Annotated in this window: 15 protein-coding genes and 1 riboswitch; of the genes, 2 read left to right on the top strand and 13 right to left on the bottom strand. The window is 62.3% G+C overall.

The genetic code is table 11. The features are described from left to right. Position 1 precedes the first annotated feature (1 nt). From cobC to cobO, 9 genes are all read right to left on the bottom strand, one after another. Positions 2-577 (bottom strand): alpha-ribazole phosphatase family protein, encoded by a 576-nt coding sequence (gene cobC / locus NWV16_RS09080; protein WP_260522765.1) that lies wholly within the window; start codon positions 575-577, stop codon positions 2-4. Beyond that, entirely contained in the window at positions 574-1,629 is a 1,056-nt protein-coding gene (gene cobT / locus NWV16_RS09075) for a nicotinate-nucleotide--dimethylbenzimidazole phosphoribosyltransferase (protein ID WP_260522764.1), read from the bottom strand. The genes cobC and cobT overlap by 4 nt, the downstream gene beginning before the upstream one ends. Further along, entirely contained in the window at positions 1,626-2,147 is a 522-nt protein-coding gene (cobU, locus tag NWV16_RS09070; RefSeq protein WP_260522763.1) for a bifunctional adenosylcobinamide kinase/adenosylcobinamide-phosphate guanylyltransferase, read from the bottom strand. The genes cobT and cobU overlap by 4 nt, the downstream gene beginning before the upstream one ends. A 121-nt stretch (positions 2,148-2,268) precedes the next feature. Beyond that, positions 2,269-3,720: a cobyric acid synthase gene (locus tag NWV16_RS09065; RefSeq protein WP_260522762.1), complete on the bottom strand. Its 1,452-nt coding sequence runs from the start codon at positions 3,718-3,720 to the stop codon at positions 2,269-2,271. Beyond that, the gene (gene cobD / locus NWV16_RS09060; protein ID WP_260522761.1) at positions 3,717-4,727 is read right to left on the bottom strand and encodes a threonine-phosphate decarboxylase CobD; all 1,011 of its coding nucleotides are present in this window, start codon (positions 4,725-4,727) and stop codon (positions 3,717-3,719) included. The genes NWV16_RS09065 and cobD overlap by 4 nt, the downstream gene beginning before the upstream one ends. Then, entirely contained in the window at positions 4,720-5,628 is a 909-nt protein-coding gene (gene cbiB, locus NWV16_RS09055; protein ID WP_260522760.1) for an adenosylcobinamide-phosphate synthase CbiB, read from the bottom strand. The genes cobD and cbiB overlap by 8 nt, the downstream gene beginning before the upstream one ends. Next, a complete protein-coding gene (gene bluB / locus NWV16_RS09050) occupies positions 5,625-6,275 on the bottom strand; it encodes a 5,6-dimethylbenzimidazole synthase (protein WP_260522759.1) in 651 nt (216 codons plus the stop codon). Before bluB ends, cbiB begins: the two co-directional genes overlap by 4 nt. Beyond that, positions 6,272-7,567 carry a cobyrinate a,c-diamide synthase gene (locus tag NWV16_RS09045; protein ID WP_260522758.1) on the bottom strand — a complete coding sequence of 432 codons (1,296 nt, stop codon included), beginning with the start codon at positions 7,565-7,567 and terminating at the stop codon, positions 6,272-6,274. Before NWV16_RS09045 ends, bluB begins: the two co-directional genes overlap by 4 nt. Continuing rightward, a complete protein-coding gene (gene cobO, locus NWV16_RS09040) occupies positions 7,564-8,175 on the bottom strand; it encodes a cob(I)yrinic acid a,c-diamide adenosyltransferase (protein ID WP_260522757.1) in 612 nt (203 codons plus the stop codon). Before cobO ends, NWV16_RS09045 begins: the two co-directional genes overlap by 4 nt. A 79-nt stretch (positions 8,176-8,254) precedes the next feature. Next, positions 8,255-8,481: riboswitch (cobalamin riboswitch) on the bottom strand. 166 nt (positions 8,482-8,647) lie between these two features. On the opposite strand from cobO, the gene NWV16_RS09035 reads away from it, so the two are divergent. Next, positions 8,648-9,232, top strand: coding sequence for a hypothetical protein (locus NWV16_RS09035; protein ID WP_065260444.1), 585 nt, complete (start codon positions 8,648-8,650; stop codon positions 9,230-9,232). Positions 9,233-9,298: 66 nt separating this feature from the next. Beyond that, positions 9,299-10,612, top strand: coding sequence for a PQQ-dependent sugar dehydrogenase (locus tag NWV16_RS09030; RefSeq protein WP_260522756.1), 1,314 nt, complete (start codon positions 9,299-9,301; stop codon positions 10,610-10,612). 67 nt (positions 10,613-10,679) lie between these two features. Here NWV16_RS09030 and NWV16_RS09025 read toward each other — a convergent pair whose 3' ends face one another. The 4 genes from NWV16_RS09025 to NWV16_RS09010 form a co-directional block, all read right to left on the bottom strand. Further along, positions 10,680-11,216, bottom strand: a complete 537-nt coding sequence (locus NWV16_RS09025; protein ID WP_260522755.1) for a C40 family peptidase — start codon at positions 11,214-11,216, stop codon at positions 10,680-10,682. 218 nt (positions 11,217-11,434) lie between these two features. Beyond that, positions 11,435-12,055, bottom strand: a complete 621-nt coding sequence (locus tag NWV16_RS09020) for a C40 family peptidase (RefSeq protein WP_065260447.1) — start codon at positions 12,053-12,055, stop codon at positions 11,435-11,437. A gap of 214 nt (positions 12,056-12,269) precedes the next feature. Then, entirely contained in the window at positions 12,270-12,974 is a 705-nt protein-coding gene (gene hda, locus NWV16_RS09015; RefSeq protein ID WP_065260448.1) for a DnaA regulatory inactivator Hda, read from the bottom strand. 217 nt (positions 12,975-13,191) lie between these two features. After that, entirely contained in the window at positions 13,192-14,265 is a 1,074-nt protein-coding gene (locus tag NWV16_RS09010; RefSeq protein WP_260522754.1) for an AI-2E family transporter, read from the bottom strand. Positions 14,266-14,291 lie beyond the last annotated feature (26 nt).

The raw sequence follows: 14,291 nt of genomic DNA, 5'->3' as shown, positions 1-14,291 counted from the left end.
GTCAGCACACTTCCTTGAGCGAACCATCCGCTTCGACAACCAGTGAAAACAGCGCGCCATGAGCGACTTCGACATTGAGTAACTGCTCGCGGGGCAAGCCACGGGCGCGGGCCAGCAACAGGCGCATGACGCCGCCGTGACTGACCAGCAACAGCCGCTCCCCCGCATGCGCCGCATGCAACCGCGTGATGGCTGCCAGCACCCGCGCCGAAAACTCGGCAACCGGCTCGCCCCGAGGCGGGGTGAACCCATACGGATCCGCCCAGAACAGCCCGAGCGCTTCGGCATCGGTCTCCATCAGCGCCGCTGCGCTCTGCCCTTCCCAGCTACCGAAATGCAGCTCTTGCAAGTCCTTGTCTTGCGAGACCGGCAAACCCAATTGCCTGCCGAGTTCTTCGGCGAAACGCGCGCACCGCTGCAATGGCGAACTGACCAGCCGATGCCAGGGCCCCTGCCCGATCACCGCCTCGCGCATCTGTGTCCAACCCTGTTCGGTCAAGGCATCGTCGAGGCTGCCGCGCAGGCCGCCGCCGAGTTCGGTTTCACCGTGGCGCAGCAGGTCCAGACGCAAGGTCATGCCGGACGATCCGTCACCGCCGCTTCGGCGAAGGTTGCCATCTGCTCGTGCAGATCACAGGCCAGACGCAGCAACGGCACCGCCAGCGCGGCGCCACTGCCCTCGCCCAGGCGCAGGCCCAGCTCCAGCAGCGGCTCGGCGCCAAGGGTTTCCAGCACGTGGCGATGACCCGGCTCGGCACCGCGATGACCAAACAGCAGCCATTCACGACAGGCCGGATTCAGCCGCACTGCCACCAGCGCCGCGACGGTGCAGATGAAACCATCCACCAACACCGCCACACCTTCCTGAGCGCACGCCAGATACGCACCGACCAAAGCCACAATCTCAAAGCCACCGAGATTGCACAGCGTCTGCAACACATCCTCACGTTGCGAAGCGTGCAACGCCAGCGCCCGCTCGATCACCTGCGCCTTGTGGCTGACGCCTTCGGCATTCAGCCCGGTGCCAGGGCCGGTCAAATGGGCGACCGGGCAATCGAGCAGCGCGCAGGCCAGCGCACTGGCGGCCGTGGTGTTGCCGATGCCCATTTCGCCACCGATGAACAATTGCGCGCCGGCTGCCTTCGCCCGCAACACGCTGTCGCGGCCGGCCTGCAAAGCGAGTTCGCCCTGAGCCGGAGTCATTGCCGGCCCCTTCGCGAAATTTGCCGTGCCCGGACCGATATTCAAGTGACGCACGCCCGGCAGGTTCAACGACGAGGTCACGGTGCCCAGATCCACGACCTCAAGCTGTGCGCCGAGCTGCCGCGCCAGCACGCTGATCGCCGCGCCGCCGCTGACAAAGTTCAGCAGCATCTGCCCGGTGACTTCCTGCGGAAACGCCGAAACCCCTTCGGCCACAACACCGTGGTCGCCAGCAAAAATCGCGATCCAGACCTGATCGAGTGTCGGCTTGATCCGGCCCTGCAACCCGGCCAGTTGCACCGCCACCGATTCGAGCTGCCCGAGAGAGCCGGCAGGTTTGGTCAATTGCTGCTGACGCGCCGCCGCGTTTTCAACAGCGTCCGTATCCACCGGTTTGCACGGGTTCAGCCACCAGGCTTGGGTCATAACGCAGGTCCTTTCAAGGTCAGGGGCAGGCCGGCGACGGTCAGGACGACTCGCTGACAACGCTCGGCCAGAGCTTGATGCAGCCAACCGGCTTCATCGACGTAGCGGCGAGTCAATTCGCCCAGCGGCACGACACCCATTCCGGTCTCGTTGCTGACAAAAATGATTTCACCCGGCAGCGATGCCAGGCATTCGAGCAGGGCTTCGCGTTCGGCGGCGAGACGTTCGGTGTCTTCGAGCATCAGCAGATTGGTCAGCCACAGCGTCAGGCAATCCACCAGCAGGCAACGCTCGGTGCGGGCGGTTTCGCGCAGCACTCGAGCCAGTTCCAGCGGTTCTTCGATCAATGCCCATTCGGCAGGACGTCGCGCCCGATGATGGGCGACGCGCTCATTCATCTCGCCATCCAGCGGCTGGCTGGTGGCGATGTATGTCACGGCCAGCGCACTGTCAGTGGCGAGCTTTTCGGCCAGGCGACTTTTGCCGGAACGGGCGCCACCCAGGATCAGTTGGAGCATGAATACATCCTATAAATATCGGGTGCTACAACGACCGTCTTCGCGAGCAGGCTCGCTCCCACAGTGGAACGCATTTCAAAGTGGGAGCGAGCCTGCTCGCGATGAGGACGGCATGGGCAAATCACATTCCACAGAGTTCACGCAACAAATCGGTATCCAGATGCTTCTCCACCAGATCCGCCAGCCGCTCGATATCGCGCTCGCGCAGGCCGTGGTAGTCCACCTCCTGCACATCGTTCAAACCGGCCCAGCGCAACAGCGCCGCACTGGCCGCCGGCGACTCGAACAAACCGTGCAGGTAGGTGCCGAAAATCTGCCCGTCGAGACTTTGCGCACCATCACAGCGACCGTCATCCAGATGGACAGCAGCATTTTCCAGCGCAGGCCCCGTCGTCACACCGGCATGAATTTCATAACCGCTGACCTCGGCATCCTCCAGCGCCAGGCGCCCGCGCACATTGCGCAACTGCTTCTCGGCTTCAAGCTGCGTTTCAAATGCCAGCAGACCGAAACCTGCGCTGGAACCGGGCGCGCCTTCCAGACCCAGCGGATCATGCACCTGCTCGCCGAGCATTTGCAGGCCGCCGCAAATCCCCAGCAGTTTGCCGCCATAGCGCAGATGACGACGGATGGCGGTTTCCCAGCCATTGGCACGCAGACAGGCCAGATCGCTGCGCACGCTTTTCGAGCCCGGCAGGATGATCAGATCGGCTGGCGGAATCGTCTGCCCCGGGCCAATGAACTGCAGATCCACCTGAGGATGCAGCCGCAGCGGATCGAAATCGGTGTGGTTGCTGATGCGCGGCAGCACCGGCACCACCACTTTCAGGACTTGCTCGGCCTTGTCGGTCTGACGCCGGTCGATGCCGTCCTCGGCTTCCAGATGCAAATCCATCACGTAAGGCAGCACGCCCACCACCGGTTTGCCGGTGCGCTGCTCCAGCCAGTCGAGGCCCGGTTGCAGCAAAGCGATGTCGCCACGAAAGCGATTGATGACAAAGCCCTTCACCCGCGCCTGCTCGCTCGGCGACAGCAATTCCAGCGTGCCCACCAGATGGGCAAATACGCCGCCACGGTTAATGTCGGCAATCAGCAGCACCGGGCAGTCCACCGCTTCAGCGAAGCCCATGTTGGCGATGTCGCCGGCGCGCAGATTGATTTCTGCCGGCGAGCCCGCGCCCTCGACCATCACCAGCGGATATGCAGCGCTCAAGCGCTCGTGAGAGGCCAGCACGGCCTGCATGGCGATGGCTTTGTAGTCGTGATAGCCGACGGCGTTCATGCTGCTGACTGCACGCCCATGGATGATGACCTGGGCGCCGATGTCGCTGTTGGGCTTGAGCAGCACCGGGTTCATGTCGGTGTGCGGTTCAAGACCGCAGGCCTGCGCCTGCACCGCTTGCGCCCGGCCTATCTCGCCGCCGTCGGCGGTCACCGCGCTGTTGAGCGCCATGTTCTGCGGTTTGAATGGCACCACGGCGACGCCCTGACGGGTCGCCCAGCGGCACAGCGCGGTCACCAGCGTACTTTTGCCGGCGTCGGAGGTGGTGCCCTGCACCATTAAAGTGGTCATGCGGGTGTCTTTTCCATCGAGCGGTCCACGGCGAAAGCTTGCAAGGCCTGTTCAAGACGCACCTCATCGGCGGCATTGGCCGGCAGGCCGAAACGCAGGCTGCTGTTGTGCGTGAAAAGACGCAGCAGGATGCCGCGCCGGGCCATGAATTCATGCAGTGCGTAAGCATGCTCGGTGATCAGCCACTGAAACAGCGCGCAGCCGCCCTGGGGCTTGAAGCCATGGCGCTCGAGCAGCGCGGCCAGCCGCTCGCTGGCTTCGTCGCTGCGGATCCGCTGACGTGTATGACCTTCAGTGTCTTGCAGGCACGCCTGCCCCAGCACCCGGGTCGGCCCGCTGACAGCCCAGGGCCCCACCTGCTCGGCCAGTAAGCGGAGCAACTTGCGCTCGGCCAGCACGAACCCCAGCCGCACACCGGCCAGCCCGAAGAACTTGCCGAAGGAACGCAACACGATCAGCCCGACCTGATGGGTATACGGCGCCAGACTCAGTTGCGGCGTGTTGTCCATGAACGCTTCATCGACCACCAGCCAGCCACCGCGCTGGGCCAGCCGCGCGTGCCAGTCGAGCAGACGCGCCGGGGTCAGGCCAAGGCCCGTAGGGTTGTTCGGGTTGACCACCACCAGCACGTCGAGGCTGTCGAGGAAAAACTCGACTTCCTGCTCCAACACTTCGCGAACGATATAACCGTTGCGCCGCCAGGCCTCGGCATGCTCGGCATAACACGGCGACAGCACGCCAACCTTGCCGGCCCGGCGCAATCGCGGCAGCAACTGGATGGCCATCTGCGAACCGGCCACCGGCAATACCTGCGCAGCGCCGTAGTAGTCACACGCCGCTTGCTCCAGACCGTCATCGGTTTCCGGCAAGCGCGCCCAGGCCCGCAGCGGAATCTCCGGGACCGGGAACGGCCACGGCGCCAGACCGGTGGACAGGTCGAGCCAGTCTTCTTCCGCGATGCCGTATTCGCGCGCCGCCCTGCGCAGCCGGCCACCGTGCTCAAGCATAGAATTCAGCCCCCACGCAGAGAATCAGCAGCCATAACCATACCCCGCGCTGAACCAATTGCCAGCCGCGATCAATGGAATCGGCATCCGCCGGCGCACCTTCGCCCAATTGCGGACGCTCGTGCAGCTCACCGTGATAGATCGCCGGGCCGCCCAGCTCGACGCCCAAGGCACCTGCGCCGGCCGCCATCACTGGACCGGCGTTCGGGCTGTCCCATTTCGGGCCCTGGGTGCGCCAGCATTTCAGCGCGAGCCGGGTCTTGCCCAGTAGCGCGTAGGTCAACGCCACCAGACGCGCAGGCATGTAATTGAGGACATCGTCGATTTTTGCCGCGGCCCAGCCGAAACGCTCGAAACGTTCGTTGCGATAACCCCACATTGCGTCGAGGGTGTTGCTCAGGCGATAGAGCACCACGCCCGGCACACCGGCCACGACAAACCAGAAGATCGCGGCGAACACTGCATCACTGCCATTTTCCAGCACCGACTCGGTAGCGGCACGGGCGACGGCGGTGCTGTCCAGCTCACGGGTCTGACGGCTGACCAGGTAACCCACACGCTTGCGCGCCTCCTCCAGATCATCGCTGCGCAGGGCCTTGGCCACCGGCTCGACGTGCTCACCGAGGCTGCGCATGCCGAGGGCGCAATACAGCGCAACGATCTCGACGATCCAGCCCACATACGGCGCCCAGGACAATGCCGTGGCGAGCAGGGTCAGCGGCAGCACGGCAATCACCCACGCGGTGACGCCATGGCTGCGCCAGCCGCGCCCGCCGGTGTTGAATCGTTGCTCGATGCGCCCGGCGAAATTGCCGAACGCCACCAGCGGATGCCAGCGTTTCGGTTCACCCAGCAGCGCATCCAGCGCAACGGCGGCGACACTCAGCAACGCCACACTCATTGATTCACTCCCCAAACATTTTCATACAGCAGTTCACTGAGCGGACGCTCCTGCGCCCAGCCGTCGAGTACCAGCATCGGCGCCGGATAGAATGCCTCGACCGGCCCCAGGCAAAGCACCGCAAGCGGCTTGGCCCCTGCCGGCAGCTTCAGCAGATCGGCCAGCGCCTGCGGTTCGAACAGCGACACCCAGCCCATGCCCAGGCCTTCGGCGCGAGCGGCCAGCCACAGGTTCTGGATCGCGCAGGACAGCGACGCCATGTCCATTTCCGGCAGCGTGCGGCGCCCGAAAATGTGCCGTTCGCGGTCGTCCATCAACGCAGCAACCAGCACTTCGGCGCAGTCATTGATGCCTTCGACCTTGAGTTTCATGAACTCGTCACTGCGCTCGCCAAGTGCCTCGGCGGTGCGCACGCGTTCTTCCTCTACAAGATTGCGGATCTGACCACGCAAGGCGCGGTCGCTGATGCGAATGAAGCGCCACGGCTGCATCAGGCCGACGCTCGGTGCCTGATGCGCGGCCTCAAGCAATCGGCGCAGCAATCGGGGCTCGACCGTGCCGCCGCTGAAGTGGCGCATGTCGCGGCGTTCGGCGATGGCGCGGTAAACCGCTGCGCGCTCGGACTCAGTGAATGCGTTGTCGGTCATGGCACCAACAGCGCAGCGATCGCCGACGGATTCGACGGGAAATAAAAGTGCACGTAGGAGGCTGTCATCCTTCCTTCGCGATACACCGCTTCCGCCCCGCGCCCACCGTTGGGGCTGTGGCCTCGGGCAATCGGTGTCAGTTCGGTGGTGGTCAGGGAATGGTGATAGGTGTGGCCGCGCAGCAGGCCTTCCGGCAGTTCGACGGACTGCAACGCCAGTGCCGCCAGACGCTTTTGCATCACCGCATCCCCCTTGAGCAAACCGACCAGTCCGGCGCGGATGCCTTCGACATCGGTCAACGAATCCAGCAGATAGAGCATTCCGCCACACTCGGCGAGCAGCGGCTTGCCGGCGGCGTGATGCACGCGGATGGCTTCGAGCATTTCGGTGTTTTGCGCCAAGACAACGTGGTGCAGTTCCGGATAACCGCCAGGCAGATACAGACTGTCGGCCTCGGGCAACGCCGTGTCGTGGATCGGCGAGAAGAAATTCAACTGCGCGCCCATCGCCCGCAACAGATCGAGACTGGCGCCATAAGTGAAAGCGAAGGCTTCGTCACGGGCGACAGCAATGCGCACACCTTCGAGCAGTCTTTCGGTCTTCACGGTTTCAGGCGCGGCGAATTCGACGGCCGGCGGCAGCGCGACCTCGCACGTGCCGGCCAGCGCTTCGGCAGCGGCGTCGAGGCGCACATCGAGGTCATTGAGTTCGCTGGCCTGCACCAGGCCGAGATGGCGGCTTGGCAACTCGATCCCGGTTTCCCGGGACAGCGCGCCGTACCAGCGCAAACCTTCGGTGAGACTGCCTTCGAGCAATTGCGCATGGCGCACGGTGCCGACGCGATTGGCCAACACGCCGGCGAACGGCAAGTCCGGCTGATAGCGCGCCAGGCCCAGGGCCAGCGCACCGAACGTCTGGGCCATGGCGGTGCCGTCGATCACGCCGAGCACGGGAACACCGAAATGCCGGGCCAGATCGGCGCTCGACGGTGTGCCATCGAACAAGCCCATCACGCCTTCGATCAGGATCAGATCGGCGTCGGCGGCGGCTTCCCACAACAGGCGACGGCTTTCCTGCTCGCCGACCATCCACATGTCCAGTTGATAGACCGGTGCACCGCTGGCGCGCTCGAGGATCATCGGATCGAGAAAATCCGGCCCGCACTTGAACACCCGGACCTTGCGCCCCTGATTGCGGTGCAGGCGGGCCAGCGCGGCGGTGACGGTGGTCTTGCCCTGGCCGGAGGCCGGCGCGGCAATCAGAACCGCCGGACAGTGACGAGGCTGATTCAAAGTTCGACGCCTTTCTGCGCTTTGATACCGGCCTGGAAGGCGTGCTTGATCATGCCCATTTCGGTGACGGTGTCGCCCATCTCGATCATTTCCGGTTTGGCGGCGCGGCCGGTGACGATGACGTGTTGCATCGGCGGACGGGCCTGCAAGTCGCTGAGCACCCGATCCAGGTTGAGGTAACCGTGCTTGAGGGCAATGTTCAGCTCATCGAGCACCACCAGACCGATCGACGGATCACGCAGCAACTCACGAGAAACCTCCCAGGCAGCCTCGGCGGCGGCGATGTCGCGCTGGCGGTCCTGGGTTTCCCAGGTGAAGCCTTCGCCCATCACATGAAAACGCACCTGCTCGGGGAAGCGGCGGAAGAACAGCTCTTCCCCGGTGCTGTTGCGGCCCTTGATGAACTGCACCACACCGCACTGCATACCGTGGCCCATGGCACGGGCGAGCATGCCGAACGCCGAGCTGCTTTTGCCTTTGCCGTTGCCGGTCAACACCAGCACCAGACCGCATTCGTCTGGCGAATTGGCGATGCGCTCGTCGATCACGGCTTTTTTGCGCTGCATGCGCGCCAGGTGACGCTCGTCGCGTTCGAGGGAATCAGTCATGGGGAGCTCTCCGTTGAGGCTGGATAACGGCGGGCAGGCACAAGAATAGACGGCAACAAGCCTGGCATCGCCCACCGTGATGCCGCTGGATGGATCAGGCCGGTCTCCGGGCTCATGAGCGGCTCACGCCTGGCTGCGCGCCTTCCCGCTTTGCAGCAGTGGCATCGAACGCAGCTTTCACTCATTTACCGTTGCGGGGGCAGCGCCGGGATCGTGATGGCTCTTCGCGTGAAGACAATCCTCACCGGCTTCCCTGTTTCACTCTGTCGACAGCGGTCACAGAGCACCTGAAACAAGCCGCGAAGGTTAGAGGGTTGGGGGTGGAGCGTCAAATGAAGAGGGCGCTGCGCGGCAAATAACTGCCGCCGATCAATTATCTGACGCCAATCTTGTGCCACACTGTCAGCAGTGATATCAAAGAGCCATGCTTTTTGACTGCAGAGAGCACATCACAATAACAAGGGAGAGCACCATGCAAGGCATGATCATCAGCAATCCGCGGCTGGAATTCCTGCGCCCGGTGCTGGAACGCTGGTTCGACTGCATCGACCGCTACAACGCCGTGCGCGGCGACAACGACACACCCTACTGGCACGACGAGAAAGCCAACCTCGGCTTGCTGTCCGCCGCCGCCTGGATGGCCGAACTGGTGACCCTGCGCGACACCGCCACCCGCAAGCAGAATGAAGAAGGCGAACGCAATGCCCGGGCCGACCTGTTTCTGGCCGGCGCCGAAGATCGCGCCTACATCCAGGCGACTCAGCGCTGGCCGCGGGTCAACAGCCTGCACCTGACCCAGGCGCTGGCCGATATCACCAGTGACGCGAAGCGCATCAGCTACGCCAGCGATCTCAAGCTCGGCTGCCTGTTCGTCGCTCCGCAGAAAGCCCAGCACAGCGCCAGCCCTGAAGAACTGCAGGACATGGTCGACGACCTGCAAAAGGAACACACCTGCGCCGTCGCCTGGTATTTCCCCTACGCCTACCGCAAATTGCGCAGCGAGGCCGGCAACTATCACCCCGGCATTGCCGTGCTGTTCAAGGAAGCTCGCGGCTGAGGAGTTGAACCATCGGGCTCGCGCACTTCTCTATGATCAGGAATGCATTCATAGGGAAGATCAGCAATGCGCAAGCCCCACCTCCTTTTCGTCATCGCACTCGCCGGCGGGCTCAGCGCCTGCGGCGAATCCTCCAGCCTGCAAGTCTCGGACGGCACCGGCCCGTCTCCCAAACTGCCCGAACCGAATAAAACCCTGATCCCGACGGTGAACATCGCCCCGGCGATCGGCTGGCCGGCCGGCGCGAAACCGACGCCGGCGGCAGGCACTCAGGTAGCGGCATTTGCCGAGAACCTTGATCACCCGCGCTGGCTCTACGTGCTGCCCAATGGCGACGTACTGGTGGCCGAAACCAATGCCCCACCGAAACCCGAGGACAGCAAAGGCATTCGCGGCTGGGTGATGAAGAAAGTCATGGGCCGCGCCGGGGCCGGCGTACCGAGCCCGAACCGCATCACCCTGCTGCGTGATGCCGATCACGACGGCGTGGCCGAGACGCGTACGGTGTTCCTGCAAAATCTCAATTCACCGTTCGGGATGACATTGGTCGGCAATGACCTGTACGTCGCCGACACCGACCGCTTGCTGCGTTTTCACTACGAACCCGGCGCAACGGAAATCAAGAGCCAGCCGATCAAGATCGTGGATCTGCCGGGCGGCCCGCTCAACCACCACTGGACCAAGAACGTCATCGCCAGCAAGGACGGCAGCAAGCTTTACGTCACTGTCGGCTCGAACAGCAACGTCGGCGAAAACGGCCTGGATCAGGAAGAAGGCCGCGCCGCAATCTGGGAAGTGGATCGCGCCAGCGGCAATCACCGGATCTTCGCCTCTGGCCTGCGCAACCCCAATGGCCTGGCCTGGGAACCTCAAAGTGGCGCCCTGTGGACCGCCGTCAACGAACGGGACGAAATCGGCAGTGATCTGGTGCCGGACTACATCACCTCGGTCAAGGACGGCGGTTTCTATGGCTGGCCCTTCAGCTATTACGGCCAGCACGTCGATGTGCGCGTGAAACCGCAAAACCTGGACCTGGTGGCGAAGGCCATTGCACCGGACTACGCCGTCGGCCCACACACGGCCTCACTGGGCCTGTCCTTCGCCGAGGGCAACACACTGCCGGCCCAATTCAAGGAAGGTGCGTTCATCGGCCAGCACGGTTCGTGGAACCGCAAACCGCACAGTGGTTACAAGGTGATCTTCGTGCCCTTTGCGGCCGGCAAGCCGAGCGGAACGCCAGTGGATGTTCTGACCGGTTTTCTCGACAAGGACGAGAACGCCATGGGTCGCCCGGTCGGCGTGGTGATCGACCAGCAAGGTGGATTGCTGGTGGCGGACGATGTAGGGAACAAGGTGTGGCGAGTTTCTGCGGCTAAATAGCGTGACCCGGAAACAAAAAAACCGTGGGAGCCAATGGGCTCCCACGGTTTTTTCTTGATTCGCAGCGTTACGGATTGTGCGCCAGATGCTCCGGCTGCAAAACGCGCTTGGCGCTCAGATAGGCTTTCTGCCAATAAGCTTTCGACAGGCTGTCCAGCTTCACCGTACCACCCGTGGCCGGCGCATGAACAAAGCGCCCTTCCCCGACATAGATCCCTGCATGGCTGACCTGAGAGCCGCCGTTGGTGGCAAAGAAGATCAGGTCACCGGTCTGCAGCCCTTCCTTGCCGACATTCGGCGCCTGCATGACGATCATCTCGCGCGTCGAACGCGGCAGGCTGATGCCGGCGGCATCGCGGTACACAAAACCGATCAGACCGCTGCAATCGAAACCGGAATCGGGTGTGTTGCCACCCCAGCGATAAGGCGTACCCACCAGTCCGAGCGCACGGAACAGCACGTCTTCGGCAGCGGGAGAAAAGGCCTGGGAGGATCCGAACACAATGGGCGCGCGAACCACGGGGGCTGGCGGTGGAGTACGGCTGGCGCAGGCGCTGAGCAGCGCTGCGAAGAACATCAGGGTGAGGCGGGCCGGCATCGTCATAAGCAGAACATCCTGATCTGGCTGCGGCTTTTACTGCCGATTCGACAGAAAACAAAACCGCCTGCGTCGGGACGCAGGCGGTTTGCCATCAATATAGATCAGGATTCTAGCGGCTACGCGGCAAACTTCAAGTAAGACTTTAACTTCACCTTGTAAAGTTCATGTCTATTGCCCCGAAGGTACCGCTTGTCGCCACGAACGTGGCGACAAAGGCGTGATTACTTGCGAGCGGTAACCACGGTTGGAGCGTTCGCCAAAGCGCGCTTGGCTTCGATGAAAGACTTGCTCCAGTAGCTGTCACCCAGACTGTCGATGCGGACACCGCCGCTGCGACGACTGCTGGAGTGGATGAACTGGTTGTCGCCCAGGTAGATCCCGGCGTGACTGACACGACCGCGACGACCGTTGGTGGCGAAGAACAGCAGATCACCTGGTTCGAGGTTGCTGCGCGCTACCAGCGGCGCATCCACGTTGATCATTTCGCGAGTAGAACGCGGCAGATTCATGCCCGCCTCTTCGCGGAACAGGTAGCCGATGAAACCGCTGCAATCGAACCCGGCTTCGGAGGTGCCGCCGAAACGGTAACGGGTACCGATCAGGGACATGCCGCGTTCAAGAATGCTGTCGGCCAGAACCGGAAGCTGGTAAGGCTTCTTGCCGTTGAAGGCAGCCAGTTCCTTTTCGGTGTCCAGCTCTTCCTGGTAAATGACGGAAGACTGGGCGGTAGCAGAATTTTTAACCTGTTGTTGCTGCTCTTGATTGACAGGTGAATGAGCAGCGCAACCGAACAACAGGGTGACGAGTGCGAGAGGCACGAGGGGTGCGAAGCGCTTTAGCATGGGCACGACCGTGGCTGTTAGTTGTAAAGAAGTCGAGACTATGCCCGCTATCAGCCTCATTTGCAAATTCAATCGATCTTTTTGTGACTTCCCGGTTTCTTGTTTACATCTAAGCGCTTAAGCCTGTTTGAATCCAGACGCGGCCTGCGCAGTGCGCAGGAAAGCGGGTTTTCTGACGCCTGAAATTTGCCAAAACCCGCTGAAAGCCCCGGTTTTACCAGCCCAGGGTTTCTTTGAGGAAGGGAATGGTCAGCTTGCGCTGAGCCTGCAAGGAGGCCTGATCGAGCTGCTCGAGCAGGTCAAAAAGCGCGCTCATGCTGCGGGTGCCGCGAGTCAAAATAAAATGCCCGACCTCGTCGGTCAGGTGCAGACCGCGACGGGATGCTCGCAATTGAAGGGCGCGCAATTTGTCTTCATCGGAGAGAGGACGCATCTGAAAAATCAGCGCGAGGGTCAGCCGTGATTTCAGGTCCGCCAGTTTTACCGGCAGCTCCCGAGGCGAGGTAGATGCAGCAATCAACAAACGTCGACCGCTGTCACGCAGGCGATTGAACAGATGGAACATCGCCTCTTCCCAGTCGGGCTTGCCGGCAATCACCTGCAAATCATCAAGGCAGACCAGTTCGTATTGTTCGAGGTTGTCGAGAATTTCGATGCCGCGATCCAGCAATTCGGCCAGTGGCAGATACACCGCCGGTTCGCCCATCTGTTCAAAACGCAGGCAAGCGGCCTGCAACAGATGCGTACGCCCTACCCCGTGCTTGCCCCACAGATAGATCAGGCTTTCGGTCCAGCCGGCGTCGGCTTCGCAAAGGCGCTCGACATAGCCGAGTGCAGCGGCGTTGGCGCCTGGGTAGTAATTGATGAAGGTGGCGTCGTCACGCAGACGCACACCTAGGGGCAGCTGAATCGGTTTCATGCTGACTGAACAGTTCTCAAGGAACCGTTAGTGGCCTCTGTGTAAAGTGTGCGAAGTTTATACCCGTGAAGCGGAGCGCACAATGCGACAGACCCCAAGCAAAATCAAAGGTTTGCGTTAACACACTGGTTTCATGACAGTTTCTTTGGCACCTGCGCGCCGGCATCGTCTGCACGAGACGGGCCAACCCGCTGATCCACCGGGCGGCCCTGACCCATTACAGCTTCGGATCATCCACTCCGCTATACATATCGGAATCCTTGTACAGATCATGGACGTGACGCACCAGCACCATGATTACCGCCGCCACCGGCAACGCCAGCAACACACCGGTAAAACCGAACAGTTCTCCACCCGCCAGGATCGCGAAAATCACCGCCACCGGATGCAGACCGATTCGATCGCCGACCAGCAACGGTGTCAGCACCATTCCCTCCAGAGCCTGACCGACCATGAACACCGCCACGATCCCGAGCATCGGGTAGAGATCGCCACCGAACTGGAACAACCCGGCAATCAGCGCCGCGCCAATACCGATCACGAATCCCATATAAGGCACGATGGCCGCCAGTCCGGCGATCAGACCAATCAACAGGCCCAGCTCCAGGCCGACAATCATCAGCCCCGCCGCGTAGATCACGCCTAACGCCAGCATCACCAGCAACTGCCCGCGCACGAAAGCACCGAGCACTTCGTGACATTCGCCCGCCAGCGCCACCACGCGCTCTTCGCGGTCCCGCGGCAACAGGCTGCGGATCCTGGCCATCATCACGTCCCAGTCGCGCAGCAAATAGAAGCTCACCACCGGAATCAGCACCAGATTCGCCAGCCAGCCGATCAACGCAAGACTTGAAGCCGTGGCCTGACTCAGCACCACCCCGACGATGTCGGTGGTCTGCCCCATGTGTTCGCTGATCGCCGCCTTGACCTTGTCGAATTTCCAGAAACCATCCGACAACCCCAGCTTCGACTGCGCCCAAGGCAATGCCGTGTGCTGCAGCCAGTCGAGCATCTGTGGCGCCAGCTCATACAGACGCAGCAACTGCTTGGCGAGCATCGGCACCAGCACCAGCAACAGCGCGGTGACAATCAAGGTGAACAAGGCAAAGACCGCAATCACGCCCCAGGTACGGGACAGACCCAGGCGCTCCAGCCGATCCACCAGCGGGTCGAACAGATACGCAAGCAACAGCGCCACCAGAAACGGCATGAGGATCGGATGCAGCAACCAGACAAACGCGCAAAGCAGGAGCACCCCACCGAGCCAGAACCAACGCCGAGTATCGGCCATGTAACACTCCATTGCTTATATATAAG

This window comes from Pseudomonas sp. BW7P1 (assembly GCF_024981055.1).
Taxonomy (GTDB): Bacteria; Pseudomonadota; Gammaproteobacteria; order Pseudomonadales; family Pseudomonadaceae; genus Aquipseudomonas; species Aquipseudomonas bananamidigenes.
This window is presented reverse-complemented; position numbering and strand designations above follow the sequence as displayed.